26 protein-coding genes are annotated in these 25,693 nt (G+C 60.6%); 16 read left to right on the forward strand and 10 right to left on the reverse strand.

Annotated features, from left to right (window positions below; all coding sequences use genetic code 11):
* Positions 1-135: 135 nt before the first annotated feature.
* On the forward strand, positions 136-1,008 hold the full coding sequence (locus tag AB8B29_RS08460) for an NAD(P)-dependent oxidoreductase (RefSeq protein ID WP_113118666.1): 873 nt from the start codon (positions 136-138) through the stop codon (positions 1,006-1,008).
* A gap of 33 nt (positions 1,009-1,041) precedes the next feature.
* On the opposite strand, the gene AB8B29_RS08465 is transcribed toward AB8B29_RS08460, so the two are convergent.
* The 3 genes from AB8B29_RS08465 to AB8B29_RS08475 all read right to left on the reverse strand — a co-directional run bounded on the left by AB8B29_RS08465 (position 1,042) and on the right by AB8B29_RS08475 (position 2,799).
* Entirely contained in the window at positions 1,042-1,530 is a 489-nt protein-coding gene (locus AB8B29_RS08465) for an Lrp/AsnC family transcriptional regulator (protein ID WP_037202496.1), read from the reverse strand.
* Positions 1,531-1,594: 64 nt separating this feature from the next.
* Positions 1,595-2,227, reverse strand: coding sequence for a uracil-DNA glycosylase family protein (locus AB8B29_RS08470; RefSeq protein ID WP_439006392.1), 633 nt, complete (start codon positions 2,225-2,227; stop codon positions 1,595-1,597).
* A complete protein-coding gene (locus AB8B29_RS08475) occupies positions 2,224-2,799 on the reverse strand; it encodes a thermonuclease family protein (protein ID WP_113118668.1) in 576 nt (191 codons plus the stop codon). The genes AB8B29_RS08470 and AB8B29_RS08475 overlap by 4 nt, the downstream gene beginning before the upstream one ends.
* Positions 2,800-2,922: 123 nt before the next feature.
* Between AB8B29_RS08475 and AB8B29_RS08480 the strand changes: the two genes are divergently transcribed.
* Complete coding sequence (locus AB8B29_RS08480) at positions 2,923-4,452, forward strand: sensor histidine kinase (RefSeq protein ID WP_037202501.1); 1,530 nt, start codon at positions 2,923-2,925, stop codon at positions 4,450-4,452.
* 17 nt (positions 4,453-4,469) lie between these two features.
* Here the strand turns inward: AB8B29_RS08480 and AB8B29_RS08485 are convergent, their stop codons facing one another.
* Positions 4,470-4,862, reverse strand: coding sequence for a diacylglycerol kinase (locus AB8B29_RS08485; RefSeq protein ID WP_037202502.1), 393 nt, complete (start codon positions 4,860-4,862; stop codon positions 4,470-4,472).
* A gap of 186 nt (positions 4,863-5,048) precedes the next feature.
* On the reverse strand, positions 5,049-6,065 hold the full coding sequence (gene cobT, locus AB8B29_RS08490) for a nicotinate-nucleotide--dimethylbenzimidazole phosphoribosyltransferase (protein WP_113118669.1): 1,017 nt from the start codon (positions 6,063-6,065) through the stop codon (positions 5,049-5,051).
* A gap of 128 nt (positions 6,066-6,193) precedes the next feature.
* Here cobT and AB8B29_RS08495 point away from each other — a divergent pair, with 128 nt between their 5' ends.
* The 4 genes from AB8B29_RS08495 (at position 6,194) to AB8B29_RS08510 (ending at position 8,921) form a co-directional block, all read left to right on the forward strand.
* The gene (locus tag AB8B29_RS08495; protein ID WP_113118670.1) at positions 6,194-6,970 is read left to right on the forward strand and encodes an adenosylcobinamide-GDP ribazoletransferase; all 777 of its coding nucleotides are present in this window, start codon (positions 6,194-6,196) and stop codon (positions 6,968-6,970) included.
* Positions 6,971-6,989: 19 nt separating this feature from the next.
* Positions 6,990-7,211, forward strand: coding sequence for a DUF1289 domain-containing protein (locus AB8B29_RS08500; RefSeq protein WP_037202506.1), 222 nt, complete (start codon positions 6,990-6,992; stop codon positions 7,209-7,211).
* Positions 7,208-7,909, forward strand: a complete 702-nt coding sequence (locus AB8B29_RS08505) for a TIGR02281 family clan AA aspartic protease (protein WP_092573835.1) — start codon at positions 7,208-7,210, stop codon at positions 7,907-7,909. Before AB8B29_RS08500 ends, AB8B29_RS08505 begins: the two co-directional genes overlap by 4 nt.
* Positions 7,910-8,015: 106 nt before the next feature.
* Positions 8,016-8,921: an EamA family transporter gene (locus AB8B29_RS08510; protein WP_113118671.1), complete on the forward strand. Its 906-nt coding sequence runs from the start codon at positions 8,016-8,018 to the stop codon at positions 8,919-8,921.
* 135 nt (positions 8,922-9,056) lie between these two features.
* On the opposite strand, the gene AB8B29_RS08515 is transcribed toward AB8B29_RS08510, so the two are convergent.
* From AB8B29_RS08515 to AB8B29_RS08530, 4 genes are all read right to left on the reverse strand, one after another.
* Positions 9,057-9,818, reverse strand: a complete 762-nt coding sequence (locus AB8B29_RS08515; RefSeq protein WP_037202510.1) for an ABC transporter permease — start codon at positions 9,816-9,818, stop codon at positions 9,057-9,059.
* Positions 9,815-10,741, reverse strand: coding sequence for an ABC transporter ATP-binding protein (locus AB8B29_RS08520; protein WP_037202511.1), 927 nt, complete (start codon positions 10,739-10,741; stop codon positions 9,815-9,817). Before AB8B29_RS08520 ends, AB8B29_RS08515 begins: the two co-directional genes overlap by 4 nt.
* Positions 10,742-11,124: 383 nt before the next feature.
* Positions 11,125-11,379, reverse strand: coding sequence for a hypothetical protein (locus AB8B29_RS08525; protein ID WP_037202512.1), 255 nt, complete (start codon positions 11,377-11,379; stop codon positions 11,125-11,127).
* Positions 11,380-11,484: 105 nt separating this feature from the next.
* A complete protein-coding gene (locus AB8B29_RS08530) occupies positions 11,485-12,672 on the reverse strand; it encodes an extensin-like domain-containing protein (protein ID WP_037202514.1) in 1,188 nt (395 codons plus the stop codon).
* Between the two features lie 245 nt (positions 12,673-12,917).
* Here AB8B29_RS08530 and AB8B29_RS08535 point away from each other — a divergent pair, with 245 nt between their 5' ends.
* From AB8B29_RS08535 to AB8B29_RS08560, 6 genes are all read left to right on the forward strand, one after another.
* Positions 12,918-13,307, forward strand: a complete 390-nt coding sequence (locus tag AB8B29_RS08535; protein ID WP_037202516.1) for an acyl-CoA thioesterase — start codon at positions 12,918-12,920, stop codon at positions 13,305-13,307.
* Between the two features lie 4 nt (positions 13,308-13,311).
* Positions 13,312-13,902 (forward strand): hypothetical protein, encoded by a 591-nt coding sequence (locus tag AB8B29_RS08540; protein WP_037202517.1) that lies wholly within the window; start codon positions 13,312-13,314, stop codon positions 13,900-13,902.
* Between the two features lie 120 nt (positions 13,903-14,022).
* On the forward strand, positions 14,023-15,615 hold the full coding sequence (locus AB8B29_RS08545) for an SEL1-like repeat protein (protein ID WP_037202518.1): 1,593 nt from the start codon (positions 14,023-14,025) through the stop codon (positions 15,613-15,615).
* Positions 15,616-15,673: 58 nt separating this feature from the next.
* Positions 15,674-16,744, forward strand: coding sequence for an SEL1-like repeat protein (locus tag AB8B29_RS08550; protein WP_037202519.1), 1,071 nt, complete (start codon positions 15,674-15,676; stop codon positions 16,742-16,744).
* 182 nt (positions 16,745-16,926) lie between these two features.
* Positions 16,927-17,736 carry an RDD family protein gene (locus AB8B29_RS08555; protein WP_052224149.1) on the forward strand — a complete coding sequence of 270 codons (810 nt, stop codon included), beginning with the start codon at positions 16,927-16,929 and terminating at the stop codon, positions 17,734-17,736.
* Positions 17,737-17,854: 118 nt separating this feature from the next.
* Positions 17,855-18,370 carry a hypothetical protein gene (locus AB8B29_RS08560; RefSeq protein ID WP_092573842.1) on the forward strand — a complete coding sequence of 172 codons (516 nt, stop codon included), beginning with the start codon at positions 17,855-17,857 and terminating at the stop codon, positions 18,368-18,370.
* Positions 18,371-18,423: 53 nt separating this feature from the next.
* Here the strand turns inward: AB8B29_RS08560 and AB8B29_RS08565 are convergent, their stop codons facing one another.
* Complete coding sequence (locus AB8B29_RS08565; RefSeq protein ID WP_037202523.1) at positions 18,424-19,674, reverse strand: MFS transporter; 1,251 nt, start codon at positions 19,672-19,674, stop codon at positions 18,424-18,426.
* A 283-nt stretch (positions 19,675-19,957) separates the two neighbouring features.
* On the opposite strand from AB8B29_RS08565, the gene uvrB reads away from it, so the two are divergent.
* The 4 genes from uvrB to AB8B29_RS08585 all read left to right on the forward strand — a co-directional run bounded on the left by uvrB (position 19,958) and on the right by AB8B29_RS08585 (position 25,364).
* Positions 19,958-22,801, forward strand: coding sequence for an excinuclease ABC subunit UvrB (uvrB, locus tag AB8B29_RS08570; protein WP_047638293.1), 2,844 nt, complete (start codon positions 19,958-19,960; stop codon positions 22,799-22,801).
* A gap of 196 nt (positions 22,802-22,997) precedes the next feature.
* On the forward strand, positions 22,998-23,456 hold the full coding sequence (locus tag AB8B29_RS08575; protein ID WP_037202524.1) for an SRPBCC family protein: 459 nt from the start codon (positions 22,998-23,000) through the stop codon (positions 23,454-23,456).
* Positions 23,457-23,611: 155 nt separating this feature from the next.
* Complete coding sequence (locus AB8B29_RS08580) at positions 23,612-24,736, forward strand: adenylate/guanylate cyclase domain-containing protein (RefSeq protein ID WP_051964412.1); 1,125 nt, start codon at positions 23,612-23,614, stop codon at positions 24,734-24,736.
* Between the two features lie 415 nt (positions 24,737-25,151).
* Positions 25,152-25,364 (forward strand): cold-shock protein, encoded by a 213-nt coding sequence (locus tag AB8B29_RS08585; protein WP_034504664.1) that lies wholly within the window; start codon positions 25,152-25,154, stop codon positions 25,362-25,364.
* Positions 25,365-25,693 lie beyond the last annotated feature (329 nt).

Here is a 25,693-nt window from a genome sequence, read left to right on the forward strand (position 1 = left end):
TCGAAAAACACCGTAACTGAGAAATGAAATTTCAAATCCTGTGACACCGTGACAAGTTAGCCGATAAATCGGTCTTCCGTCCCTCTAGCCTTTCCGCTAAGCCTTCGAGTCAAAATCGGTCAGGGAGTAACGAAAATGGCAAAGGTCGCATTCATCGGCATGGGCGTCATGGGAAATCCCATGGCGGGGCATCTGAAGGTCAAGGGCGGGCATGACGTCACCGTCTACAACCGGACCATTGCCAAGGCCGAGGCATGGGCCAAGCAGTTCGAGGGCAAATTCGCCCCCACCCCGGCTGAGGCCGCCGAAGGCGCCGACTTCGTTTTCACCTGCGTCGGTAATGACGACGACCTGCGCTCGGTCACGATCGGCGAAAACGGTATCCTCTCAGGCATAAAAGCCGGCGCGATACTCGTCGACAACACCACCGCCAGCGCCGAAGTGGCGCGCGAACTCTACGCTGCCGCCAGGGAGAAAGGCGCCGACTTCATCGATGCGCCCGTCTCCGGCGGGCAGGCCGGCGCGGAAAACGGTGTGCTGACAGTCATGTGCGGCGGCGATGAAGCCGTGTTCGAGAAGGCACGACCTGTTATCGACGCCTATGCTCGCATGGTCGGCCTGATGGGAGCGGTCGGTGCCGGACAGCTGACCAAAATGATCAACCAGATCTGCATCGCCGGCATCGTTCAGGGTCTTGCCGAAGGCATCCACTTCGGCAAGCAGGCCGGCCTCGATATCGAAAAGGTGGTGGAGGTCATTTCCAAGGGCGCCGCCGGCTCCTGGCAGATGGAAAACCGCCACAAGACCATGAATGCCGGCAAATATGATTTCGGTTTTGCCGTCGACTGGATGCGCAAGGATCTCGGCATCGTGCTCGCCGAAGCCCGCCAGAACCAGGCCAAGCTGCCGCTGACGGCGCTCGTCGACCAATTCTACGGCGATGTTCAGGCCATGGGCGGCAACCGCTGGGATACGTCATCCCTGCTCGCACGGCTGGACCGGAAGTAACGATTCGGCTGAGCGCCCTTGCGAAAGCGGCGCTCAGTCCTCGTTCGACTTCGCATTCTCCAGCAGCATGTAATCCAGCGGCAGCTCCGTCGAATACTTGATCTGCTCCATTGCAAAAACCGACGATACATCGCGGATTTCGATCTTGGCGATCATGCGCTTGTAGAAAGCGTCATAGGCGGCGATATCGGGAACGACGACCCGCAGCAAATAGTCGACATCGCCGCTCATGCGATAGAATTCCACCACTTCCGGGAAATCGGCGATCACTTCGGAGAAGCGCTTCAGCCATTCGATGGAGTGGCTGTTGGTGCGGATGGAAACGAAAACGGTGACCTTGGTGTTGACCTTTTCAGGATCGAGAAGCGCCACGCGGCGGCGAATGACGCCGTCCTCTTCCATCTTCTGGATGCGGCGCCAGCATGGTGTCGTCGACAGCCCGACCTTCTTGGCGAGATCGGCCACGGCCAGAGTGGAATCCTCCTGCAGAAGACGCAGGATTTTGCGGTCAAGACGGTCCATTTAAGCATCCTTCGAATTATATTCTCTCTATAGCCTACTTTAAGCGGGAGAAAAGAAACTTTTTTCAAGAAATCAGGATTTTCACACGTTCTTGTAACGCGGGGAGCAACTCCGCCTCAAACCAGGGATGACGCTTCAGCCAGCCGCTGTTGCGCCAACTCGGATGCGGCAACGGCAGAACGGCCGGCGATCGGCGCGAGAGTAAATAGTGCCGCCATTCCGCGACCGTTTCCGTCATCGACGCCATGCGCTCAGCGCCGAGATGCCATGCCTGGGCATACTGGCCGATCGTCAGGATCAGCTCGATCTGCGGCATCGCATCCACAGCCTTCTGCCGCCATAAAGGCGCGCATTCCCTGCGCGGCGGCAGGTCGCTACCGGCTGCATCATAGCCGGGAAAACAGAAGCCCATCGGCAACATGGCGAAATGGTCGGGGTTATAGAAGCTCTCGCGATCGACACTCAACCATTGCCGCAGCCGATCGCCGGAAGCATCGTTGAACGGCAGGCCGCTCTCGTGAACGCGCAGGCCAGGCGCCTGCCCCGCAATCAGGATACGCGCCGTCGATGAGAGCGTCGCGACCGGCCGTGGCTCATGCGGCAGCCGATCCGCCTCGCCTTTCGCCGGCGCGTCCCGACAGAGCCGACATGCGGCAATCGCCGAATGCAGGGCCTGCAATTCACTTTCCCGCTTCACTGCGTCCTCCATCCGACGAGTTGCTGCAGATAGTCGATCAGGCCTGTGAGCGAATTGCTTCGATTGGATTGCGCCACATTCTCCTCGCGCCGATAGTCCTTCGGCCGCTCGAAATCACCGGCCCAAACTCCGGCCTTCGCCTGCCGCGCCGCGTGCTCCTCGGCGGCATAACCGCCGTAGGACAGCGCCATGCCGCTGCGGACCATTTCACCATTGATATCGAGTTCGCCCGCCATGCAAGTTACGAGCAGTCGGCCATAGCGATCATGGTCGCGTCCACGGCATTCCGGTGTGCCGGCGTTAATAAGTGTGTTGAGGGTTCGGCGCGCTTCTTCGCCGCAAGCCCAGTCTATGCCGTTGCGTCGACATTGTTGACGATACTCAGGCGCATCGATGCCAAGCAGTCGGAAGCGCTCGCCATCGGATGAGAGCGTATCACCATCGATAACGAAAAAGCTGCCGGTTTGAATGAGTTCCGGGCGATTATTCATCTTCAACGCCAGCAAACCAAGCACCGCGAGCAGAGCAAATGTGGTCACGCCGTCACGAAACAGGCGGCTGGACCGCGTCACGCTGCTGCCTCCTTTAAGAATAAATCCTTGGCAAAGATGGCAAACAAATCATTTCGTCGCAGCATCTTCTTAAGATTTGACCGCTAGTCTGTAATCTCACGCAGGCCAAGTTTCAACGTGTCCATGAGAACCGGCGTCAGCACATCGACAGATAAAAACATCGTCGACCGATCGCGCAGTCACCGCAACCGGGCTGTGTCGAAGGCCGTGCGGCAGACGCGCGAGCGCCTGCAAACCGGCCACAGCCGCAACTTCGATCGCGAACTTATGGTCATGCATATCGACACGTTGCTGCAAGGTGCGGCAATCGTGCCGATCTTCGCCATCGTCGTCGCGGCGCTCGGCGTCTATCTGACGCGTGACGTCCAAATCTTCTTCTGGACCATTCCCATCCTGACGGCGCATGCCATCAACATGCTGCTCGGTAGACGAGCAAAGAAGCAGGACATAACCGCCGAGAGCGCCAGGAAATGGCGTCAGATCCTGTTGCTGGGACAGCTGCTTGTCGGCCTCTGTTGGGCAATCTTCGCCATGCAAGGCTGCGCGACCTGCGGCGGCGACAGCTTCAGCCTCTATAAGGGCGCGACATTGCTGGTGGCGATCTGCATCACGGCGATGGCCAACTTCATGCTGCCGCGCGCCGTCCCCTTTTCCTTTGCACCGGCCACGGTAGCTCTTGCCGTAACCGCGATTCTGACACGAAAGCCCTCCGACATCGCGCTGACTGCGGCGATCTCCGTCGCCGTGATTTTCTTCACCCTCATCACCAATCGGATGTTTCAATCCAATCTGAAGATCCTTTCCTTCCAATCTGAAAAGGATGATCTGATCGTCGAATTGGAAGTCGCAAAGTCCATGTCCGACGAGGCGCGCCGGCGCGCCGAGGAGGCAAACCTCGCCAAATCACGCTTCCTCGCCTCCATGTCGCATGAACTCAGAACGCCGCTGAACGCCATTCTCGGCTTTTCCGAAGTCATGTCGGCTGAGGTCATGGGGCCGTTGAACAATGCGACCTATCGCGAATACACCACCGATATTCATCGCTCCGGGCAGCACCTGCTCAACCTGATCAACGAGATCCTCGATCTGTCGCGCATCGAAGCCGGCAAATACGAGCTGAACGAGGAAGCAATCTCGCTGCTCGATGTGGCGGAGGATTGCATCGGCATGGTGCAACTGCGTGCCCGCGGCAAGAACATATCCATCTCGTCTCAATTCGAGCCGCAGCTTCCCTCGATATGGGCAGACGAAAAGTCCTTGCGTCAGGTGATCCTCAACCTTCTGTCGAACGCCGTGAAATTCACGCCACAAGGCGGCGAAATCAGCGTCAAGGTCGGCTGGACGGCCGGAGGCGGACAATATGTGGCAATCAAGGACAATGGGCCTGGTATTCCCGAAGAGGAGATCCCGGTGGTCCTCTCTGCCTTCGGCCAGGGCTCGATCGCCATCAAGAGCGCGGAGCAAGGGACCGGCCTGGGGCTGCCGATCGTACAGGCCATCCTCGCCAAGCATGACGGTCAGTTCATGTTGAAATCCAAGCTGCGTGAAGGCACCGAGGTCATCGCCATCCTGCCGGCCAGACGCGTGCTGCAAAGCCTGCCGGCCGTCGAGGACGCACCGCTCATCGAACGGCGCAAGAAGAGCTTCGCCTGAGGTTCGTTTTCCGGCGCCTAGCGGAAAAGCAAATGGCTGCCGATAACGTAAAGCATATAGATGCCGGCAGCGACCAGCATGCAAAACACGGCGAAGGAGCCAAGATCCTTGGCATATTTACCGACATTGGAAATCTCCGGCGAAATCCGGTCTATGACCTCTTCTACGGCCGTATTCATTGCTTCGATCGCAAAAACGCCGAGGAAAAGCACCATGCCGATGACGATCTCACCGAGGCTTGCACCGACTACGATCAGCAGGATCAGTGAAACCGCTGCAAACAGCAGCTCCTGGCGAAAAGCAGCCTCCTGAAGCAGCCGTTGAAAACCACCCCAGGAATAACCGGCAGCGGCAAAGAAATGCCTGAAACCCGTTTCCTTGGTGACTGCTGGTTTCGAAAACTCGGCCATGCCCGCTCCGCCCGCAATGTTCCGATTGCAAATTAGACGCTTCGCGAATACCGCCTCAGCTTCGATGAAGCAAGACGACACTTTCGAACGCCCTCGAAATTCACTACAGATTTATGACGTGAAGCGATCGCTCCACAGGAAATTCAGTGGCGAAATACCTCTCCGGCAGCTCGCCACCATATTCGATCAGTGCTTGTTGGCGACACCGGCGCTTTCGAACGTCGCCATCCCGGAATGGCAGGCCGCAGCGGCCTTGACGATCCCTGCCGCAAGCGCCGCGCCGGTGCCCTCACCGAGCCGCATGCCGAGCGCCAGGAGCGGTGTCTTGCCGAGCTTCTCGATGGACCTCAAATGCCCCGGCTCCGCCGAAACGTGACCGATCAGGCAATGATCGAGCGCGGATGGATTGGCTGCCTTGAGGACGGAGGCGGCAGCGGTCGCGACATAGCCGTCGATGATAACAGGGATGCGCTCCATGCGTGCCGCAAGAATGGCGCCAGCCATGGCGGCGATCTCACGACCGCCGAGACGACGCAGGACCTCCAGCGGATCGGAAAGATGAGCGCGGTGCAGCGCGACCGCCTTCTCGACGGCAACGATCTTGCGCCTCAGCATCTCGCCCTCGGATCCCGTTCCCGGACCCACCCAGTCCTCCGCCTTGCCGCCGTAAAGCGCATAATGGATGGCGGCGGCGATGGTGGTGTTGCCGATGCCCATCTCGCCGATGCAGAGCAAGTCCGTACCGCCGGCGATCGCCTCCATGCCGAAGGCCATGGTCGCGGCACAGTCGCGCTCGCTCAGCGCCGGCTCCTCGGTGATGTCGGCCGTCGGAAAATCGAGCGCCAGATCGAAGACCTTGAGGCCGAGATCATAGGTGACGCAGATCTGGTTTATCGCCGCGCCGCCGGCGGCGAAGTTCTCCACCATCTGCTGCGTGACGGAAGGCGGGAATGGCGTAATTCCCTGCTTGGTGACACCGTGATTGCCGGCAAATATCGCGACCAGCGGCCGGGTCACCGCCGGCGGCCGGCCGGTCCAGGCCGCCAGCCAGAAGGCGATCTCCTCGAGCCGACCGAGCGCGCCGGGCGGCTTGGTGAGCTGCGCGTCGCGCTCGCGCGCCGCCACGAGCGCCTGCGCATCCGGCCCAGGCAGGTCGCGCAGCAGGGTGCGGAAATCGTCGAATGGCAAGCCGGTTACGCTCATGAATGCCGTTCCTTGTCTTTTGGTCTCAAATCAGGTTCTTTGCGTGCGACTCTATTAGTCTTCGGAATCGGCGCGAACAACTCCAAAAGCGCCCGATGCTGTCGCGCCGGTAGCGGGGAGAGGAAGAAATGCGGGAATACATGCGCGACATCGCGCGCGCGGTCGCCTTTTTAAGTCGCATTCCCGTGCCGACCTCGTTTTTCACAGGCTATGACGGCAAGCTCGCGCGGGTTTCCCGCGCCTTCCCCTTTGCCGGATTGCTGATCGCCCTGCCCGCCGCCTTTGTCTTCGGTGTGCTGCTTGCCCTTCACATCGATCCGCTGATGGCAGCGCTGCTGGCTCTCACGCTGCAAACGGTCATGACAGGTGCGCTGCATGAGGACGGTCTCAGCGACACCGCTGACGGATTGGGTGGTGGCAAGGACCGCGAGCGCGCGCTTGCCATCATGAAGGACAGCCACATCGGCACCTATGGCGCTTGCGCGCTGATCCTCTCCTTCGGGCTGCGCGCCGCGGCATTGGCGGCCATCGGCCGTGACACTATACCTTTCGATGCAGCACTCGCTCTTTTGGCAACCGCCGCCCTCAGCCGCGGCGCGATGGTGTGGCACTGGTATGCGCTTCCTCCCGCCAAACCGGATGGAATCGCGGCTTCCGCCGGCAGGCCGGATAGCGATGTCATGCAGCTGGCGCTGATCGTGACACTCGGCCTTGCGACGCTCCTCATTTGGCCGAGCCTGGGTATTCCCGCGCTTGTTCCCTGCCTTCTCGTAACCGCCGCCGCGACGTTTCTCGTCACCCGACGCGTGCGCCAAAGACTGTCCGGTCACACCGGCGACACCATCGGCGCGACGCAGCAGATTTGCGAGATCGCATCCCTGTGTACTCTTGCTATGTGCATTTGAAGCATCGATATATGATCTCATGCTGACACCCTGCATCCTTGTCTGTTCCATCGATACGAACACCGGCTATTGCTTCGGCTGCGGACGCACGACCGAGGAAATCGGTGCTTGGATGACGTATAGCGACGACAAACGCCGCGAGATCATGCAGACCCTGCCCGAGCGCCTGACGAAGGTCGAACGCAAGCCTCGCAGGGAAACCCGCCGCCAACGGCTGGCGCGGGAGCGCAGTACCGCATGAACCGCCTGAACATCGTTCTCGCCATTCTCGGGATCGGCCTTGCACTGCTCATCTTCAACAACAGCGGCGGCACGACCTTCGGCATGCACAATGACGACTTCGCCCGCATCGTCTATCTGTTGCCGATCGCCCTGATGATGAGCGCCGCAGTCTGGGCGAGCCGACAGACCGTCAGCCAGTCGCTGCGCAATCTCCTGATCTGGCTGGTCGTCATCATGGCGCTGGCGACCGTCTATATCTATCGCCACGACGCCGAGCAGGTCGGAAACCGCGTCTTCGCCGGATTGATGCCGGGACATGCGGTCGTGGTTACCACAAGCGAAGGCGGACAGGAGATCATCCTCCACAAGCGCTCGAACGGGCATTTCGAAGCGGAAGTGCTGATTAACGGACAGCCGATCGATATGCTCATCGACACCGGCGCCAGCACCATCGCGCTTTCGCAGGAAGACGCCGAACGCGTCGGCATCATCCCGGAAAACCTCACCTATTCCATGACCGTGCTGACCGCCAATGGTCGCGCCAAAGCCGCTCCCGTCGAGCTCGGCTCGGTCGCCATCGGCCCGATCAAGCGCCGTGACGTCGAGGCGACCGTGGCCGAGGCAGGCAGGCTCGACCAGAGCCTGCTCGGCATGAGCTTCCTTGAGACTTTGGGCTCGTTGCAGATGCAGACCGACGAGCTTCGGCTCAGGGATTGAGCGAGGCGAACGACGGCAATCGATAGTTCGGCCGGGATCGAAGCATTCCTCGGTCCCGTCACTCTAAAAGACGGCAGATCTGAACCGTACAAAGAGTGAAATGCGCATGGCATCCGCAAAGACCAACATAACGACAGAGTTGCTGCTTCTCTTGATCCTCGCGACCTGCTGGGGCGCGTCCTACAGCTTTATCCGCGTCGGCGTGGCGACCATCCCGCCAATCACGCTGATTGCTGCCCGCACCTTGATCGCCGGCCTCGTTCTCCTTGCGATCATTCGCTGGCGCGGCCTCCATCTGCCGAGAGATGCGGCGACCTGGCGGCGCTTTCTCGTTCAATCCTGCCTCAACAGCGCGATTCCCTTCACGCTGATCGCCTGGGCCGAACAGACGCTCGACGCCGGCCTGGCAACGATCCTGAATTCCACGACACCGATCTTTGCATTCCTGCTCTCGGCAATCCTTCTTCGCAGCGAGCGGTTGACGGGACGCAAGCTGTTCGGCGTCGTGGCCGGCATGGCAGGAATTTGTCTCATCATCGGCCTCGATGCATTGAATGGAGTAGGCCGGCAACTGCCCGCGCAGCTCGCCGTCATCGCCGCATCGGTCTGCTATGCCAGTGCTGCACTGTTCGGGCGCAATTTCAAGGGACTGGATCCGATGATGCCCGCCGCCGGCTCGTTGCTATGCGGCGCCGCTCTCCTTATCCCCGCCAGCTTGTTTTTCGAGCATCCTTGGCAGCTCACGCCATCAACGGCCTCGATCCTGTCCCTGCTCGGCCTGTCGATCGTTTCGACCGCCCTCGCCTTCAGCATCTATTTCCGGCTCATTCAAACTCTGGGTTCGGTCGGCACCACCGCGCAGGCCTACTTGCGCGTTCCCATCGGCGTCGGAATAGGCGTGATCTTCCTCGGCGAACCCGTATCCTCGACGGCAGCCGCGGGTCTTGTCTGCGTCGTAGCAGGTGTCATGGCCATGACGATCGCACCGCGCAAAAAGATGGCAGCCGGTTGAACGCGGCTTGGGGCCTGTCGAGACATCAGGTCAGCAGCGACAGATCGCCCCGGACGAAAATGAGATTGTCGGAGCGCCGGACCGCGTCATCCGCAATTGCCTGCCATATCGAGATGTCCGACGATAGCGGCGTGCTTAGTTTCTCAATCGGTATCCCGTCCTGAAAATCCATCCGAGAACGCCCAGACAGATGACCAGGAAAAGCGTGATCATGGCAAGGCTCAGCACCGGATTGACGTCGGCGATACCGTAGAAGCTCCAGCGGAAGCCACTGACGAGATAGAGAACCGGGTTGAGGTGGCTGACGGCCTGCCAAAAGGGCGGCAGCATGTTGATGGAATAGAAGCTGCCGCCGAGGAAGGTCAGCGGCGGCACGACGAGCATGGGAATAAGGTTCAATTGCTCGAAATTCCCGGCCCATATGCCGATCATGAAGCCGAACAGGCTGAAGGTTACCGCCGTCAGCACGAAGAAAAGGATCATCATGAACGGATGCTGGATGGTGATGTCAACGAAGAAGTTCGCCGTCAGCAGGATGATCAGGCCGATCATCATGCCCTTGGTCGCCGCCGCGCCGACATAGCCGAGAACGATCTCGGTCATGGCGACCGGAGCGGACAGGACTTCATAAATCGTGCCGGTGAATTTCGGGAAGTAGATGCCGAAGGAGCCGTTGCTGATGCACTGACCGAGCAGCGTCAGCATGATCAGGCCCGGCGTGATGAAAGCGCCGTAGGAAATGCCGTCGACCATGTGGATGCGCGAGCCGATGGCGGCGCCGAAGACGATGAAGTAGAGCGAGGTGGAAATCACCGGCGAAACGACGCTCTGCAGCAGCGTGCGGCGCGTGCGGGCCATCTCGAAGGAATAAATGGATTTGATCGCCTCGAAGTTCATTTGCCTTCTCCCACCAGCGATACGAAGATGTCCTCGAGCGAACTCTGGCGCGTCGAGAGGTCCTTGAAGTGGATCCCTTCGGCTGCCAACCGCGACAGAAGCACTGCGATGCTCGACTGTTCGTGCTGGGCATCGAAATCGTAGATCAGAGTCAGACCGTTCGATCCGAGCGAAAGCCCGTTGCCTTCGAGGCAGTGCGGTATGGCATCCAGCGGCTCGCTGAGATCAAGGATCAGCTGCTTGCGGCCGAGCTTGGCCATAAGCGCCTTCTTCTCCTCAACGAGCAGCAACTGGCCGCCATTGATGACGCCGACACGATCGGCGATCTCTTCGGCTTCCTCGATATAATGCGTCGTCAGGATGATCGTGACGCCGGAGCCTCGCAAGCGCTCGACCACGTGCCACATGTCCTTGCGCAGTGTGACATCGACGCCGGCGGTCGGCTCGTCGAGAAAAAGGATCTGCGGTTCGTGCGACAGCGCCTTGGCGATCAGGACGCGCCGCTTCATGCCGCCGGACAGCTGGCGAAGCGTGTTGTCCTTCCTGTCCCACAGCGAGAGGTCACGCAGCACCTTCTCTATGTGTGAGGGGTTCGGTTTCTTGCCATGCAGTCCGCGCGAAAAGCTCACCGTATTCCACACGGTCTCGAACTGGTCGGTGGTCAGCTCCTGCGGCACGAGGCCGATCATGCTGCGCGTGGCGCGAAAATCGCGCACGACGTCATGGCCGCCGACCATCACCGAGCCACCGCTCGGATTGGCGATCCCGCAGACGATCGAAATCAGTGTCGTCTTGCCGGCACCATTCGGCCCGAGCAAGGCAAGGATTTCTCCCTGCTCGATATCGAGATCGATACCTTTCAGCGCCTGGAATCCGTTGGCATATGTTTTCGTAAGACTGCGGATGGAAATGATCGGAGCCATGATGCAAGTAAAGTCCGGTCTATATGATTAATTTCGCGGCGTTTGCCCGCTATATAGCCCGTCTTGTGCTTTTACCATCCCGCGGAGCTGAAACACAGCGTTCGCTTATACCAAATAAGCTGTCATCAAATCGTGACCTTCGTCGGGCATATAAGCCCTAGGTGAGCAACGTTTGTCGCAACTCCGCCCAACGCCTCTTGGCGACTTCGTCAGCGCCGACAATACTCCATAGTTTATTGCCGCCACATTGATATTGCATCGCATCATTGCAACATGAAATTGTTTTTTGGAGCAGGCAAGGATCCCCGTCGTTGCCATGCGCCGCTCAAGCCGGCCCTCGCCGGCTTTTCTTTTTCGCCAGCTTATGACCGACGACGCGCCGATTACCAACTGCCGTTCACACCGCAACCGGCTGGCGGCAGCGTCTTGTGCTCAAAACGGGCTTTCAACATCTCGCAGCCCTTGTCGCGTATGGGTCTGGGCATCATCGTATTGAGACCGATGCCGACTTCATCGAAAGGGTCGTCCGCATAGGCGACATAGGCGTACCAGCGCCCGCCGATCACGACGACAATGGCGACCAGGGCAGCGAATAGCGCGCGTCCCAGGCTTCTTTTTCTTCTCGGTGCTTCTTCCATGAAACCCTCACTCGCCCGGGTCGTCGCAATTAACAGCGATTCCCCTCCCAGATAAATCAGCTTTCGTCGCCGGCAAGGGTGTATGCGTCTCCGGCGAACCGCCAATCAAAGGCTGCAATAACGCCGGCCGCCGTTGCGTTCCCTGAGGTCGAAGTGGAAGTGATTCCAATGTTCAGGGTTGCTGCCCGGCCCGAGTACGGTATCGAAATAACGGCAGCTGTCGATGCGAACAGCCTTGAGCAGCCGACCCTCTCGGAAGGAGAATAGGCCCTTCTTGCGCACGTCGATCACATGGCCGTTCTTCAGGATGAAAGTGCCGACATCGATGGCATTGCCATGAGCGTGCTCCGACATCGGATTATAACGTTGCCGGCTATTGTTCATCCGGCGGCAGGAATAGCCGCCGAGCGGCACGATAGTGCCGATGCCGGTCCAGTAGCGGGTGCGTGCTGCCGGCGCCAGTTCGTTCTTCACCCATTTGGCGAAGGCCAGGGTGACCTGACAATTCAGCGTGACGGCCGGCCTGACCGCGATATTGCCGGAAAGCCCGCTCAGCGAAATCGGATAGGGAACCTGGCAGGCAGGGCCGTTCGAAATCGCCGGCTTATCGACATAGACGACGCCCATGCGCCTTAATTCCTGCCGGCAGGCGATTTCGGAAGGCGGCATCATACCTGGAGGCGATTGGGGCGCCTCGAACTGATCGATGCGCGGCATCGGATTGTCAACGCGTGGCAGCATGGCCAGTTGCGTGCCCGGCTGCCGCCGCGGTACGGGTGATTGATTGAGCTCGGCCTGGGCTGCCGGCCGCTGAAGGATCGAACGATTGGTCTGCACCGGCGCGTCCGAGCCGATACCGTCGACAACAGGCTGGTCGGTTTCGCCCTCGGCAATGTTCTGCTCTTCCTCCTGCGCCAGTCCGACGACAGATGCTGATCGAGCCTCTTCGCTCGGTCCGACGCCAAGTTCCGCATCCATATTGACGCCCTGAGACGGAACATCCGATTGCTGAGCAAGGCCCGCCTCGACATCGGTCGTGGTCACGGCCTCTCCGGTTCCGGCAGAACGGCCATTACCATTATTATAATTGCTGGAGGCCGAAACGACGGGGTCCTGCGCCCCTGGATAGGCAAATTGCCGCTGCGCCACGCTGCGATGCGGCTTGATCGAGCCGACGCGCGCGGTGCTGTCGACATTCGACGGCGGCACGAGGCTATCGGCCGTGCATGCGACCAGCGCCGACGACAACATCAGCGGCAGCAGAGCCCGCCGTAGAATGGGTAAATAGGCCATAATCCTGATCCGTTGCCCCAGCCACGGTCGGTAACGATGACAAATCCTAAACGGGAACGGTGAACGAATGCTTACCGCGGCAAATCGCGGTGTATCGGGACAACACCAGGAGCGGGCAGAAGGTTCGAATAAGGCTGAGCACCCTGCGAGTTCCCAGGAGGAAACACGGACAAAGTCTTTCCCATCGCGGTCGGATTGCATAGGTTGGTCACGGGAATCGGTGTGCTGGCAATAGGAGCAAATGGATGAATGACAACGTCAAACCGAAAGGCGAGCTGACATTGCGCACGCTGGCCATGCCTGCAGACGCCAATCCCGCCGGCGACATTTTCGGCGGCTGGGTCATGGCGCAGATGGATTTGGCAAGTGGCATCCGCGCGGCTGAGCGGGCTCGTGGCCGCGTGGTCACCGCCGCCGTGAAGGAGATGGCTTTCGAGCTGCCGGTCAAGATCGGCGATACGCTGAGCGTCTTCACCGACATCGAACGCGTCGGCCGCACGTCGATCACGCTAAGGGTCGAAGCCTGGGCACACCGTTCGCGCTACAATGCGATGGAGAAGGTGACGGCTGGGACATTCATCATGGTCGCCCTCGACGAGAACGGGGCGCCGAAGGCGGTGCCAGCGGAGACCTGATGTGATGGAAGCCGCGCATTCGCCGGAAGTTTACGGCTATATCAGGACGGTCATGAGCATGGTCATCGGCCTTTCTCTTGCGCAGCTTCTGACGCGCCTTGCCGGCTTCGTCCAATCGCCCGGGAAGAACCGCGTCTATTTCGTCCACATCGGCTGGGTGCTGTCGATGTTCCTCTACATCATCCATTTCTGGTGGTGGGAATATCGGCTGCAGTCGCTGCAGGTGATCACCTTCGCGGTCTATCTTTTCCTGATCTGCTTCTGTTGCCTCTTCTACTTCCTCTGCGTACTCCTTAATCCACCGTCGATCGACGAATATGGCGGTTTCGAGGAATATTTCATTTCCCGCCGGCGTTGGTTCTTCGGCCTGCTTGCCGTCACCTACGCCGTCGATCTCATCGACACATGGCTGAAGGGAGGAGCCTATTTCCACTCACTCGGCTGGGAGTATCCGACGCGCAACGTCGTCTACATCGTCCTTTGCATCGTCGCGGCCATGACGGCCAATCGGCGGTTCCAGGCGGCATTCGTGACGGTCGGGCTGATCTACCAGATCACATGGATCTTCCGCCTCTATGACGTGATGCCGGGATAGGGATTGAGATCCAGTCGCCTTAAAACCACTGCCATTTCCATGCTCTACAATTCTTGACCAAGACATCGCCATATTGTTCAGATCGATTGACCTCTGGAATATGGGTGGGAGACTCAAGCCTTGAAAACAAAGAGCTATGCATTGGGATTGGCGCTCGCTCTTTCGTTGCCCTGCCTTGCCTATGCCGAAGATCCCGCACCGGGCCCGGCAAATACTACCATCGACCTGAAATACTGGATGGAGTTCGCGAAGCAAGGAAACGCCGCGGCGCAATATGGCCTCGGCTATCGCTACGCCAACGGCCAGGGCGTGGAGCGTGACGATGCACAGGCGGTCGAGTGGTATGAGAAAGCCGCCGTCCAGGGGAATGCCCAGGCCCAATACGCCCTCGCCTACATGTATTCGAACGGTCGCGGTATAGATGCCGACCAGAAACAGGCGAACGATTGGTATCTGAAGGCCGCGCAACGCGGCAACGCCGACGCGCAATATGCCTTAGGCTATTCGTTGGCGAACGGCCGAGGCATGGATGCCGACAACGAACAGGCCGTCAACTGGTACCAGAAATCCGCAGCCCAGGGCCAGGCGCAGGCGCAATATGCCCTCGGCTACATGTATGCCAACGGTCTCGGCGTTCAGCAGGATTACGCCATCGCCCTCGGCTGGTATCGCAAGTCTGCCGACCAGGGCCGTACCGATGCTCAATACGCACTTGGCCATCTGTACGACAACGGCCAGGGCACGGCAGAAGATCAGGCAGGAGCCATAGACTGGTATAGAAAGGCTGCCGATCAGGGATACGCGCAGGCCCAATATGCTCTCGGCTACGCCTATGCCAATGGTAGGGGCGTCGAACGGAGCGATGCCGATGCTTATTCCTGGTACAGGAAAGCTGCGGACAAAGGTCGCGCCGACGCACAATACGCGGTTGGCTACAGCCTCGCGAACGGATTGGGTGTCTCGCGGGATTATAGACAAGCGCTGCAGTGGTATCGAAAGTCAGCCGATCAAGGGCGCTCCGACGCGCAATATGCTCTCGGCTACCTCTATGCCAACGGTCAGGGCGTCAAGGCCGACGAAAGCGCGGCGGTGAAATGGTATCGAAAATCGGCCGATCAGGGCGACGCACAGGGCGAATACGCCCTCGCCTTCATGTATTCAGGCGGTCGCGGCGTTGCGAAGGACTACGGCAAGGCGCTCGAATGGTATGGCAAATCCGCCGATCAAGGCCAGGCGGACGCGCAATATGCCCTTGGCTACATCTATCAGAACGGCCAGGGAACCGCACCGGACAAAACGGCCGCGGCAAGCTGGTATCGCAAGGCAGCCGACCAGCACAATTCCCAGGGTCAGTATGCGCTCGCCTATCTCTATTACCAGGGTGAAGGCGTTGCGAAAGACTATGGACAGGCCGCCGATCTGTTTCGAAAGGCCGCCGAGCAAGGCGATGCCCGCGCTGAATACGGTCTGGGATATATGTACTATAACGGCTATGGGGTGCCGAAGGATTCCGGAATCGCCGCCGACTGGTTCAACAAGGCGGCCGCCAAGGGGTTGCCCGAAGCGCAACACGGTCTCGGCTACATGGAAGCCAACGGTGAAGGCCCGATCAAGGATCTTGGACCGCTGGGTCAAGGACGCTCCGCCGACGGCGGCACCGGCGATTCCCTTGGCTGGATCACCCTTCGCCTGCTGATGGCGCTTGTGCCGTAGCATTCGCAAAAAAGTTCGGCATTGATAATTTAATGGATCGTCGATTGAGGGGTAGATCGTGAATTGGAAGAAGGGGGCCGTCGGATTGCTCTTCGCGCTGGCATCCATGGGTGTGGCACATGCCGATATCGGCCAGAACGCCCATGACCGCGGAGATTTCAAATCGGCATTGGACTATTGGCGCCCACTGGCAAGCAAGGGGGATGTCGCGGCCCAGATCAAGCTCGGCCAGATGTATGAGGAAGGTGACGGCGTCCCGAAAAATCTCACGCAAGCCCTTAGCTGGTACAAAAAAGCAGCCGACCAGGGCAATGCCGAGGCGCAATTCAATGTCGGCACCATGTATGACCAGGGTGAAGGCATCGCCACCGATAAGAGCCAGGCGGTCCTGTGGTACCGAAAGGCTGCGGCACAGGGAAATGCCAATGCGCAATACAATCTCGGTGTGATGTACGACACTGGCGAAGGCCTGCCGCAGGACAAGTCGCAAGCTTTCGCCTGGTATAGCAAAGCCGCCGAACAGGGTGATGCGGATGCAGAGTACAATGTCGGGGTCATGTACGATCAGGGAGATGGCACGGGCAAGGATAAGAGCCAAGCCGTCGCTTGGTATCGAAAGGCCGCCGACCAGGGCAAGGTCGAGGCAGAATATAACCTGGGCATCATGTATCGCGATGGCGAAGGTGTCGCCAAGGATGGTGCCGAAGCCCTGTCCTGGTTCCGCAAGGCGGCCGATCAGGGAGATGCCGACGCCCAGTACAATATCGGCGCCATGTATGCCGATGGTGACGGGATCACGCAGGACGATACCCAGGCGATCGCATGGTTCCTGAAAGCCGCGGCACAAAATGACGTCGAAGCGGAATACAATCTCGGCGTCATGTTCCGCGACGGAGAAGGCGTTGCCAAGAACGCGGTTCAGGCCGTCTTCTGGTTCGAAAGAGCGGCCTCGCATCGCTATGCTGACGCGGCCTATAACCTCGGCATCATGTACCGAGATGGCGATGGCGTTCCGGCCGATCCGGCCAAGGCTCTCGAATGGCTCCGCAAGGCCAAGAGCCTTGGTTATGATGGCGGCTCGGATGACGAGCAGGACGAGCCGTCGGACGGGAAGACCATCCCGATATGAGACGACCCGTACAGGTCAGCCGGCGCCGCTCCATTTTGTCGACGGCGTGTCATCCCTCTCCAGCGAATCGCCGCAAACCATGCTACCTCCTGCAACTCGAAGTACGTCATGCTGCGCCTGACGGCTGCAACGCCGATTGAAAAGCGGGGGAACACATGAGTTTTGCAGCCTCGGATCGCCAAATGGCTTCCTTGCCGCCGCGCCATTTCTGGCGGCGGCTCGGTGCCTATCTGATCGACATCATTATTTTCCAGATCGTTTTCACGTTTCTGTTTCTCGCCGTGTCGAAGGTGACCCCGTGGGACGTGACGCTGCCGTTTCTCCAGAACCAGCAGTGCACCGAAACGACCTCGGGACCGCTCATTCCGAAGATAGAAGCCGAATGGCCGCTGCAGCCGGGCGAAACGAGAAGCAACCAGCTGTGCCACATATCCTGGCTCGGCAGCAAAGGATACACCGTCTTCGTTTCGAAAGTCGTTTCACAGCAGGGAACGGGAACGTCCATACGTGCCGTCTCCGTACCGGTAGACGACAATGGAAATCCGATCGATCCAAGCGTTACGATGCGGCCATCATCCAGCATCGTTCTCCTCCTCCTGCCCCTTGCGTTCGCCTACGCCTCAGCCAGCGGGAAACGAACGCCAGGCAAGCGATTGCTCTCGTTGCGCGTGACGACCGTCGAAGACGGTCCGCTGGCCCTCGGTTTGGCGGCAAAGCGCGAGATATTCAAGTTTCTGCCGTTTGTGCTGATCGCGATCTTCAATCTCGTCAGCCTGTTTCTCCTGCCGTCGTCCTTGCCGCCCTTCGAACAATTGATCCAGCAGGCCCGCGATCCCAACCTTTTCACCGCCAGCGGCCTCTTTGCCCTGACCGGCGCGCTGGCACCGATGCTGTTCGTCTTCACGCTCATCTGGTGGCTCTACCCGCTGATCGTATGGCGTGGCCAGACCTTCTACGACCGCTTCTGTGATACCAAGGTCGTCAAGGGCTGAGCCACTTACCCGCACAGTGTCTCGACGATGGGGGATTGCCTTGGCGGCGGAAGACATGAAAGACTGCCGCAGGCCGGGACATGTTTTGCTGCTTCTTCTCATCAGAGGATAGATCGCCGTGAATCTGAAATATGCCGTACTTCCCTCCTCGTTTTTGCCATCCGTTCGCATGGCATTGCTCGCCTCAGCCATCATCCTGCCCCTGTCGCCGCTGCCGATCGCAGCGACGCCCGCCGAGGCCGCGCCTGGCTCATGCTGGTCGCTGCTGCAGAGCAAGTTCGGTCCGCAGATCGAGAAGTCGGTGAACGAAGCCGATCCCTGCAAGAAGCTGCCGGGTGTCGATCACAAGGAAAAATTCGAGGTCAAATCGCTCGATGTCTGCGATGGCCCGACCGGCGACGTGCAGATCAACGCGCACGCCGAAATGGAATGCAAGTCGCATGGCCTGTTGAAGACGACGATCAAGGGTCAGCTAGACGCATCCATGACGGTCGATGTCGGCGCCTGCCACATCACCGACCTGCGCCTCGGCATCAACGGCCCGATCGGCGAGCTGATATCCTCCGTCGGAGGATTGCAGGACCTCGCCCGCGGTTTCGCACAGGCGAAGATTTCCGAGATCTGCGGCAAGTAGATCAGAGGCCGGCGAAAACCGCCGGCCTTGCTTAAACGGGATAGCGAGCCGGTTCAGCTTTGCACGGCACCATCTGCGTCGGCGGCGGCCTTATCGCCAAAACGAACCCCCTTCTTTTCGAAGCCGAAGCCGGCAAACAAGGCCACCACGACGGCGACGACGCAGGCGACGATCAGCAGCGCCGTGGCGTAGTCACCATTCCACCGCTTTGCCAGCCCCGCCTGGATCGAGGCGTTGCCCGACGCCAGCAGGTTGCCGAGCTGATAGGCAAATCCGGGGAATGTGCCGCGCACTTCATCCGGCGACAATTCGTTGAGATGCACGGGCACGATGCCCCAGGCGCCCTGCACGAAGAGCTGCATCAGGAAAGCGCCGATCGCGAGCATCACCGGCCCATGCCCGTAGACCCAGAGCGGCGCGACGGGGATCGCCAGAAGCGCGGCGATGATGATCGCGCGTCGCCTGCCGATGCGCTGCGACAGCACACCGAAAGACAGACCGCCGACGATCGCGCCGATGTTATAGACGATGGCGATGGCGCCGACCGTGTAGGAATCATATTGCCGCTGGGCTTCCAGGAAGGTCGGGTAGAGATCCTGCGTGCCATGACTGAAGAAATTGAACGCAGTCATGAGAAGCACCGCCCAAATGAACAACGGAATATTCTCACGCAACACGGTGAGGAATGGCCGTTGCGGCTTGGATTGCCGCTGCACAAAGGCCGGCGATTCCTGCACGTTGCGGCGGATATAGAGCACCAGCAGCGCCGGCAGTGCTCCCACGACGAACATGCCGCGCCAGCCGATGATCGGAAACAGCAGGAAGAAAACGATCGAGGCGATCAGATAGCCTGAGGGGTAACCCGCCTGCAGGATGCCCGAAACAAGGCCGCGCGAATCCTCCGGTATGGTCTCCATGACAAGCGATGCGCCGACCCCCCATTCGCCGCCCATGGCGACCCCGAAGAGGGCGCGAAGGACGAGGAACATCGTCAATCCCGTCGAAAAACCCGTCAGGAATTCGAAGACCGAGTAAAGCAGCACATCCACCATGAGTGTGACGCGCCGGCCGTAACGGTCGGCCGCGAGGCCGAAGATGAGCGCACCGATCGGTCGCATCGCCAGGGTGAGGAAGATGGCAACGGCAACCGCCGGAACATCCGTGTGAAACTCCTCGGCTATGTGCTTGAGAACGAAAACCAATATGAAGAAATCGAAAGCATCCAGCGTCCAGCCCAGATAGGCTGCGATGACGGTGTTTCGTTGCTGGGGGGACAAGGAACGTAAGCTATCCAATGCGGTCATCATGATCCTCCGACCGGATGGCGGCGGCGAGGCGGGCAATTCCGGATGCCGTCGAAGCTGGGGGAACCCGGCGCTGGCCGGGCATGTCGACGTTGCGGTGGTTCCTCCTTCGGCGCCTGTGAGGATTGCGCTATGCGGACTTTCGGATCGGCGATAACGCACCAGCCGCCTCTGGGTTGTAACACATTCGACATCATCGACGAATGGAAAAATCCGCTACGCTGTTTCCCTTTTGTACTCTTTGCCCCTTCACATCGGCGCGTTCTGTCGCCATATTCGCCGCATGGCCAGATCACCGAAAAAATCCCCCGCCCCGTCCGGTTTCGAAGAGGCGCCGCAGGCATCGTTTGAAGGTGCGCCGCTCAGCGGCGGCGTCGCCGATTGGGTGAAGCAGCTGGAAGCCGATGCCGAAATGTCTGGCGTCGAGACGCAGCGGCAGATCGCCTCGAAGGCTGGCAAGCACCGCAAGAAGGTGGAAATCGCCGCCTCCAAATCGGCGCGCGGCACCTCCATGGGCGGCTCGACCGATCCGAAGACGCGCGCCGCCGCAGGCCTCAACCCGGTCTCCGGCATGGATACATCGCTGGAAAATGCCGCCAATGCCGGAACGGCCGTCACGGCGACCGTCGAGGCTTTGTCGGCACTGATCGAAAGCGGCAATCCCCTCTTCAAGGATGGCAAGCTCTGGACGCCGCACCGCCCTGCCCGGCCGAACAAATCCGAAGGCGGTATCCCGATCCGCATGGCGTCGGACTACGAGCCTGCCGGCGACCAGCCGACCGCCATCCGCGATCTCGTCGAGGGCCTGGACAATGGCGAACGCAGCCAGGTGCTGCTCGGCGTCACCGGCTCGGGCAAGACCTTCACCATGGCCAAGGTGATCGAGGCAACGCAACGCCCTGCCGTGATTCTCGCGCCGAACAAGACGCTGGCAGCTCAGCTCTATTCCGAGTTCAAGAACTTCTTCCCCGACAATGCGGTCGAGTATTTCGTCTCCTACTACGACTACTACCAGCCGGAAGCCTACGTGCCGCGCTCGGACACTTTCATCGAGAAGGAATCCTCGATCAACGAACAGATCGACCGCATGCGTCACTCGGCGACGCGCTCGCTTCTGGAGCGCGACGACTGCATCATCGTCGCCTCGGTCTCCTGCATCTACGGTATCGGTTCGGTCGAGACCTATACGGCAATGACCTTCCAGATGAATGTCGGCGACCGGCTGGACCAGCGCCAGCTCCTCGCCGACCTCGTGGCCCAGCAATACAAGCGCCGCGACATGGATTTCATTCGCGGCTCCTTCCGCGTGCGCGGCGACACCATCGAGATCTTCCCGGCCCACTTGGAGGATGCCGCCTGGCGCATCTCCATGTTCGGCGACGAGATCGACGCCATCACCGAATTCGACCCGCTGACCGGCCAGAAAACCGGCGACCTGAAATCGGTGAAGATCTACGCCAATTCGCACTATGTCACCCCACGCCCGACGTTGAACGGCGCCATCAAGGCGATCAAGGAAGAGCTGCGAATCCGGCTCGCCGAGCTGGAGAAGGCCGGCCGCCTGCTCGAGGCGCAGCGCCTGGAGCAGCGCACCCGCTATGACATCGAAATGCTCGAAGCTACCGGCTCCTGCGCCGGCATCGAGAATTATTCGCGCTATCTGACCGGCCGCAATCCCGGCGAGCCGCCGCCGACGCTGTTCGAATATATCCCCGACAACGCGCTGCTGTTCATCGACGAAAGCCACGTCTCGGTCAGCCAGATCGGCGGCATGTATCGCGGCGACTTCCGGCGCAAGGCGACGCTGGCCGAATACGGCTTCCGCCTGCCCTCCTGCATGGACAACCGGCCGCTGCGCTTCGAGGAATGGGACGCCATGCGCCCGGATACGATCGCGGTATCGGCAACGCCGGGCAGCTGGGAGATGGAACAGTCCGGCGGCGTCTTTGCCGAACAGGTCATCCGTCCGACCGGCCTGATCGACCCGCCGGTCGAGGTCCGCTCGGCCCGCAGCCAGGTCGACGACGTGCTCGGCGAGATCCGCGAGACAGCCGCCAAGGGCTATCGTACGCTCTGCACCGTGCTGACGAAGCGCATGGCCGAGGACCTGACGGAATATCTGCACGAACAGGGCGTGCGCGTGCGCTACATGCACTCCGACATCGACACGCTGGAGCGCATCGAGATCATCCGCGACCTGCGCCTGGGTGCGTTCGACGTGCTCGTCGGCATCAACCTCTTGCGCGAAGGTCTCGACATCCCTGAATGCGCCTTGGTCGCCATTCTCGACGCCGACAAAGAAGGCTTCCTGCGCTCGGAAACCTCGCTCGTCCAGACCATCGGCCGCGCCGCGCGTAACGTCGACGGCAAGGTTATCCTCTATGCCGACACCATCACCGGCTCGATGCAGCGGGCGATGGACGAGACCAGCCGCCGCCGCGAGAAGCAGATGGCCTACAACCTCGAACACGGCATAACGCCGGAATCGGTGAAGGCGAAGATTTCCGACATTCTCGACAGCGTCTACGAGAGGGACCATGTCCGCGCCGATATCGGCGGCGCCTCCGGCAAGGGCTTTGCCGATGGCGGCCACCTCGTCGGCAACAACCTGCAGACCCATCTCAACGCGCTGGAAAAGGCCATGCGCGATGCCGCCGCCGACCTGGACTTCGAAAAGGCCGCACGCCTGCGCGACGAGATCAAGCGCCTCAAGGCGGCGGAACTGGCCGTCATGGACGATCCGATGGCAAGAGAAGAGGCGAAGAGTCTCGAAAGCGGCAAGGGTGGCCGGCCCAATCCTTCGAAACCCCGCCCTTCCGGCTCCGCACCTCAGGGCGAGGAGGCCGCCGGTGCGGTCTCGAACAAAGAGAGCGGAACGCAGGGCTCCTATTTCGCCAAACCCACTCTTGATGAAATGGGACCGGGCAGCGATGCCGGCACGCCGCTTTTCCGGAAGAATACGCTCGACGAGATGACCGTCGGCCGCACCGAAAAGCCGATAATCGGCAAGGTGCCCGACAAGCCGGTCATCCGTGCGAAGCCGGGCGTCGGCTCCTATGAAGATCCGGTGGACGAAAAGCAGCGCAAGGGACGAACGAAGGGCAAGACGGGACGACCCGGACGATAGAGGCATCGGCCTCAACGGAAACCCGTTGCCCGAGGCCGCCGTTTTATGAGGAGTGGCGCACGCGAGCATCGAGCCATGTCTTGCTGGCAAGGCGCCTGCTCCTACATGACATCATGTGAGGAGGACCGCTGAGGGATGTGAGGCGCTCGGCCGCAGCTCGTTTTGGCGGGGAAACGATAGACCACGGGAGAGACCGATGTCAGAGCCTCTAGTCGTCCGCCGCGAGACTCATGTCTCGGCGCCACCCGCCGCATTATTTGCACTGCTGACCGATCCCGAAAAGATCCTGCGCTGGATGGGCACGGAAGCGCAGATCGAGCCGCAGCCCGGCGGCCTCTATCTGGTCAACGTCACCGGCACCCGCTTCGCGCGCGGTTCGTTCCGCGAGGTCGTCCCGGTTCATCGCCTGGCCTACAGCTTCGGCTGGGACGGCAGCGAGGAGGTTCCGCCGGGGTCTAGCCTGGTCGAGATCGATCTGATCGAGGAACCACCGAACGGAACGCTGCTTCGCCTCACCCATACCGGCCTGCCGACAGCGGAGCAATGCGAAGGCCATGCGAAGGGCTGGGCCCATTATCTCGATCGTCTCGCCGAAGTCGCGGTCGGACGCGACCCCGGCCCGGACTGGTGGCACGGGCAAGACGGCCAGCGCTGACGGTGCTCGAGACACAGTGCCGGTAGGCCCCGCGGACTGATGTACCGGAGTTGTAACCTCGAAAGCGCTCACCAGCGCGTCGAGCGCCTGCGCCAAGCAATCGCGGTAGCAGCGAGGCGGATGACAGCCTGCAACCGCCGTGGCATGATCGCGGCATGGATTTGCCCGCCCCCCTTGCCTGGCTGGTAGACGAAGCCGGCACCTCGCCCAGCCCCGAACGCTTCCTGGCCGATCTGGGCGGTCGACTGCTGTCGACCGGCCTGCCGCTTGCCGGCGGCGCCCTGACGCTCGCCGTCCCGCATCCGATCGTCACGCAACGCACCTGGCTGTGGCTGGCTGAGACCGGCGCCGTGATCGAGGCCCTGGGCTTTGCCGGCACGTCCCTTGGCCAAGCCGGACACGACTGGCTTGGCGGGCTCGGCCCGATATGCGAGGAGACGATCGGCACGGCGCCGGACAGCCCTGTGCTGGGCTGGGCCGGTGCACAGCCGTTCGATCCCTCCGCGGTCGACCGCCTGCGCCAGGTCGCGCGCTTTGCCGCGGCCCCTCTCGCGGGCCTTGCCGCGCGCGCGGCGCTATCCGCCCTGCTCGAAGCCTATCTCGGACGAAGGAGTGCCGCCCGCGTGCAGGACGGCGCGCTGCGCCGCAGCACCGGTGAGACCATCCGCGCCGCCCTCCTCTGCGCCGACCTCAGGGATTTCACCGCCCTTTCCGAGGCGACCGAGCCGACTGTGGTGATCGCCGCCCTCGACGCCTGGTTCGACCGCGTCGCCGGCGCCGTGCATGCCTTCGGCGGCGAGGTGCTCAAATTCATCGGCGATGGCGTCCTGGCGATCTTCCCGGTCACCGGAACGCCGGCTGAGGCCTGCGAAGCCGCGTTGCGCGCCGTCACCGCCATCCGCGCCGGCATGGCCCATCTCGACGCGACCCGCCTGACGCAAGGGCTGCCGCCGCTCCCCTTCGGCGCGGCCCTGCATTTCGGCGACATGCTCTGGGGCAATATCGGCGCCGCCGACCGCCTGGACTTCACCGCCATCGGCCCCGCCGTCAACCTCGTCAGCCGGCTCGAAGGCCTGTGCAAGCCGCTCGGCCGCAACGTCCTCATCTCGGGCGCGGTGGCGGCGGAGACGAACATGGTGCTGCTTCCGCTGGGAGAGCATGAATTGCGGGGGATTGTTGAGCCTTGCGTGGTGTTTACCTTGGTGGAGAACGGCGAAGAGAAGAAGACAGCCGGATTGACCATGGTCCCGACTTCGGGAAGCCCTTCGCGAGGTGCGTAAGCAGCGACACGATTGGCGAGAATCTACGGCCAACCAGATCGGGCTAACGCGTAGCAAAACGGTAAAAGGCAAGTCCGCATTGACTCATAATACTTAAAGGAACCACCGATCGAGAATAGGATGAAGCACCTAAGGCCTTCGAACCCATTGATTCCTTGCCCATTTCAGCCACCAAATAAAACACCCCTTGCCTTTTTCCAAAAACCCTGTCACCCATATGCATGCTCGGGCATTTGCATGCCGGTGACTGGACTGATTTGGTGATCCGCTTGCGGCAGGCAGCGGTTGGGTTCCGACCCGCGCAGACGTTCTTTCCCCGTACGTGACTTCTCGACTGGCTTTCGCATGTCGCGGAGGCAAAGCCGTCTGGGTTTCCCCGGATAAACTAAGACTGATGGGTAAAGGACTATCCCCCATGGCCACCAAGGGCACCGTAAAATTTTTCAACCAGGACAAGGGTTTTGGTTTCATCACTCCTGATGGCGGCGCGAAGGACGTTTTCGTCCACATCTCCGCTCTCCAGGCTTCCGGCATCCAGTCGCTGCGCGAAGGCCAGCAGGTCACGTTCGACACCGAGCCGGATCGCATGGGCAAGGGCCCGAAGGCCGTCAACATCCAGGCTTCCTAAGCCTCTGGTGACAGCCTGATTAAGGTTTTTGACGGCGTGGTGCAAACCGCGCCGTTTTTCGTTTGTGAGGCCTTGGCGTTTGCCCGGCTGGGGCAACCCTCGTCCTTCGAGGCTGCGGCCCCTTTGACAAGCTCAGGGCCTTCCGCACCTCAGGGTGAGAGTGGAGTTAGCCTCACGGCGTTGTTCAAAGCCAATTTTCGATCAGATCCGGTCGCGGTCGATTAGAGCATTTCCAGGAAAAGTGCGAAGCGGTTTTCCGTCTGGAATGCGTAAAGAAACAAAAAGATAGAGCGTTTTCGCGATTCGAAGAAAAGCGAAAACGCTCTAGC

The organism is Rhizobium sp. 11_C7_N12_5 (assembly GCF_051811145.1).
Taxonomy (GTDB): Bacteria; Pseudomonadota; Alphaproteobacteria; order Rhizobiales; family Rhizobiaceae; genus Rhizobium; species Rhizobium lusitanum.

Coding starts and splice junctions, on each gene's coding strand:
- AB8B29_RS08460 (WP_113118666.1), top strand. CDS start 136: ATGGCAAAGGTCGCATTCATCGGCATGGGCGTCATGGGAAATCCCATG.
- cobT (WP_113118669.1), bottom strand. CDS start 6,065: ATGAGCGTAACCGGCTTGCCATTCGACGATTTCCGCACCCTGCTGCGC.
- AB8B29_RS08515 (WP_037202510.1), bottom strand. CDS start 9,818: ATGAACTTCGAGGCGATCAAATCCATTTATTCCTTCGAGATGGCCCGC.
- AB8B29_RS08485 (WP_037202502.1), bottom strand. CDS start 4,862: ATGGCCGAGTTTTCGAAACCAGCAGTCACCAAGGAAACGGGTTTCAGG.
- AB8B29_RS08505 (WP_092573835.1), top strand. CDS start 7,208: ATGAACCGCCTGAACATCGTTCTCGCCATTCTCGGGATCGGCCTTGCA.
- AB8B29_RS08480 (WP_037202501.1), top strand. CDS start 2,923: ATGAGAACCGGCGTCAGCACATCGACAGATAAAAACATCGTCGACCGA.
- AB8B29_RS08585 (WP_034504664.1), top strand. CDS start 25,152: ATGGCCACCAAGGGCACCGTAAAATTTTTCAACCAGGACAAGGGTTTT.
- AB8B29_RS08555 (WP_052224149.1), top strand. CDS start 16,927: ATGGCTTCCTTGCCGCCGCGCCATTTCTGGCGGCGGCTCGGTGCCTAT.
- AB8B29_RS08530 (WP_037202514.1), bottom strand. CDS start 12,672: ATGGCCTATTTACCCATTCTACGGCGGGCTCTGCTGCCGCTGATGTTG.
- AB8B29_RS08525 (WP_037202512.1), bottom strand. CDS start 11,379: ATGGAAGAAGCACCGAGAAGAAAAAGAAGCCTGGGACGCGCGCTATTC.
- AB8B29_RS08465 (WP_037202496.1), bottom strand. CDS start 1,530: ATGGACCGTCTTGACCGCAAAATCCTGCGTCTTCTGCAGGAGGATTCC.
- AB8B29_RS08495 (WP_113118670.1), top strand. CDS start 6,194: ATGCGGGAATACATGCGCGACATCGCGCGCGCGGTCGCCTTTTTAAGT.
- AB8B29_RS08500 (WP_037202506.1), top strand. CDS start 6,990: ATGCTGACACCCTGCATCCTTGTCTGTTCCATCGATACGAACACCGGC.
- AB8B29_RS08565 (WP_037202523.1), bottom strand. CDS start 19,674: ATGACCGCATTGGATAGCTTACGTTCCTTGTCCCCCCAGCAACGAAAC.
- AB8B29_RS08575 (WP_037202524.1), top strand. CDS start 22,998: ATGTCAGAGCCTCTAGTCGTCCGCCGCGAGACTCATGTCTCGGCGCCA.
- AB8B29_RS08535 (WP_037202516.1), top strand. CDS start 12,918: ATGAATGACAACGTCAAACCGAAAGGCGAGCTGACATTGCGCACGCTG.
- AB8B29_RS08580 (WP_051964412.1), top strand. CDS start 23,612: ATGGATTTGCCCGCCCCCCTTGCCTGGCTGGTAGACGAAGCCGGCACC.
- AB8B29_RS08540 (WP_037202517.1), top strand. CDS start 13,312: ATGGAAGCCGCGCATTCGCCGGAAGTTTACGGCTATATCAGGACGGTC.
- AB8B29_RS08510 (WP_113118671.1), top strand. CDS start 8,016: ATGGCATCCGCAAAGACCAACATAACGACAGAGTTGCTGCTTCTCTTG.
- AB8B29_RS08520 (WP_037202511.1), bottom strand. CDS start 10,741: ATGGCTCCGATCATTTCCATCCGCAGTCTTACGAAAACATATGCCAAC.
- uvrB (WP_047638293.1), top strand. CDS start 19,958: ATGGCCAGATCACCGAAAAAATCCCCCGCCCCGTCCGGTTTCGAAGAG.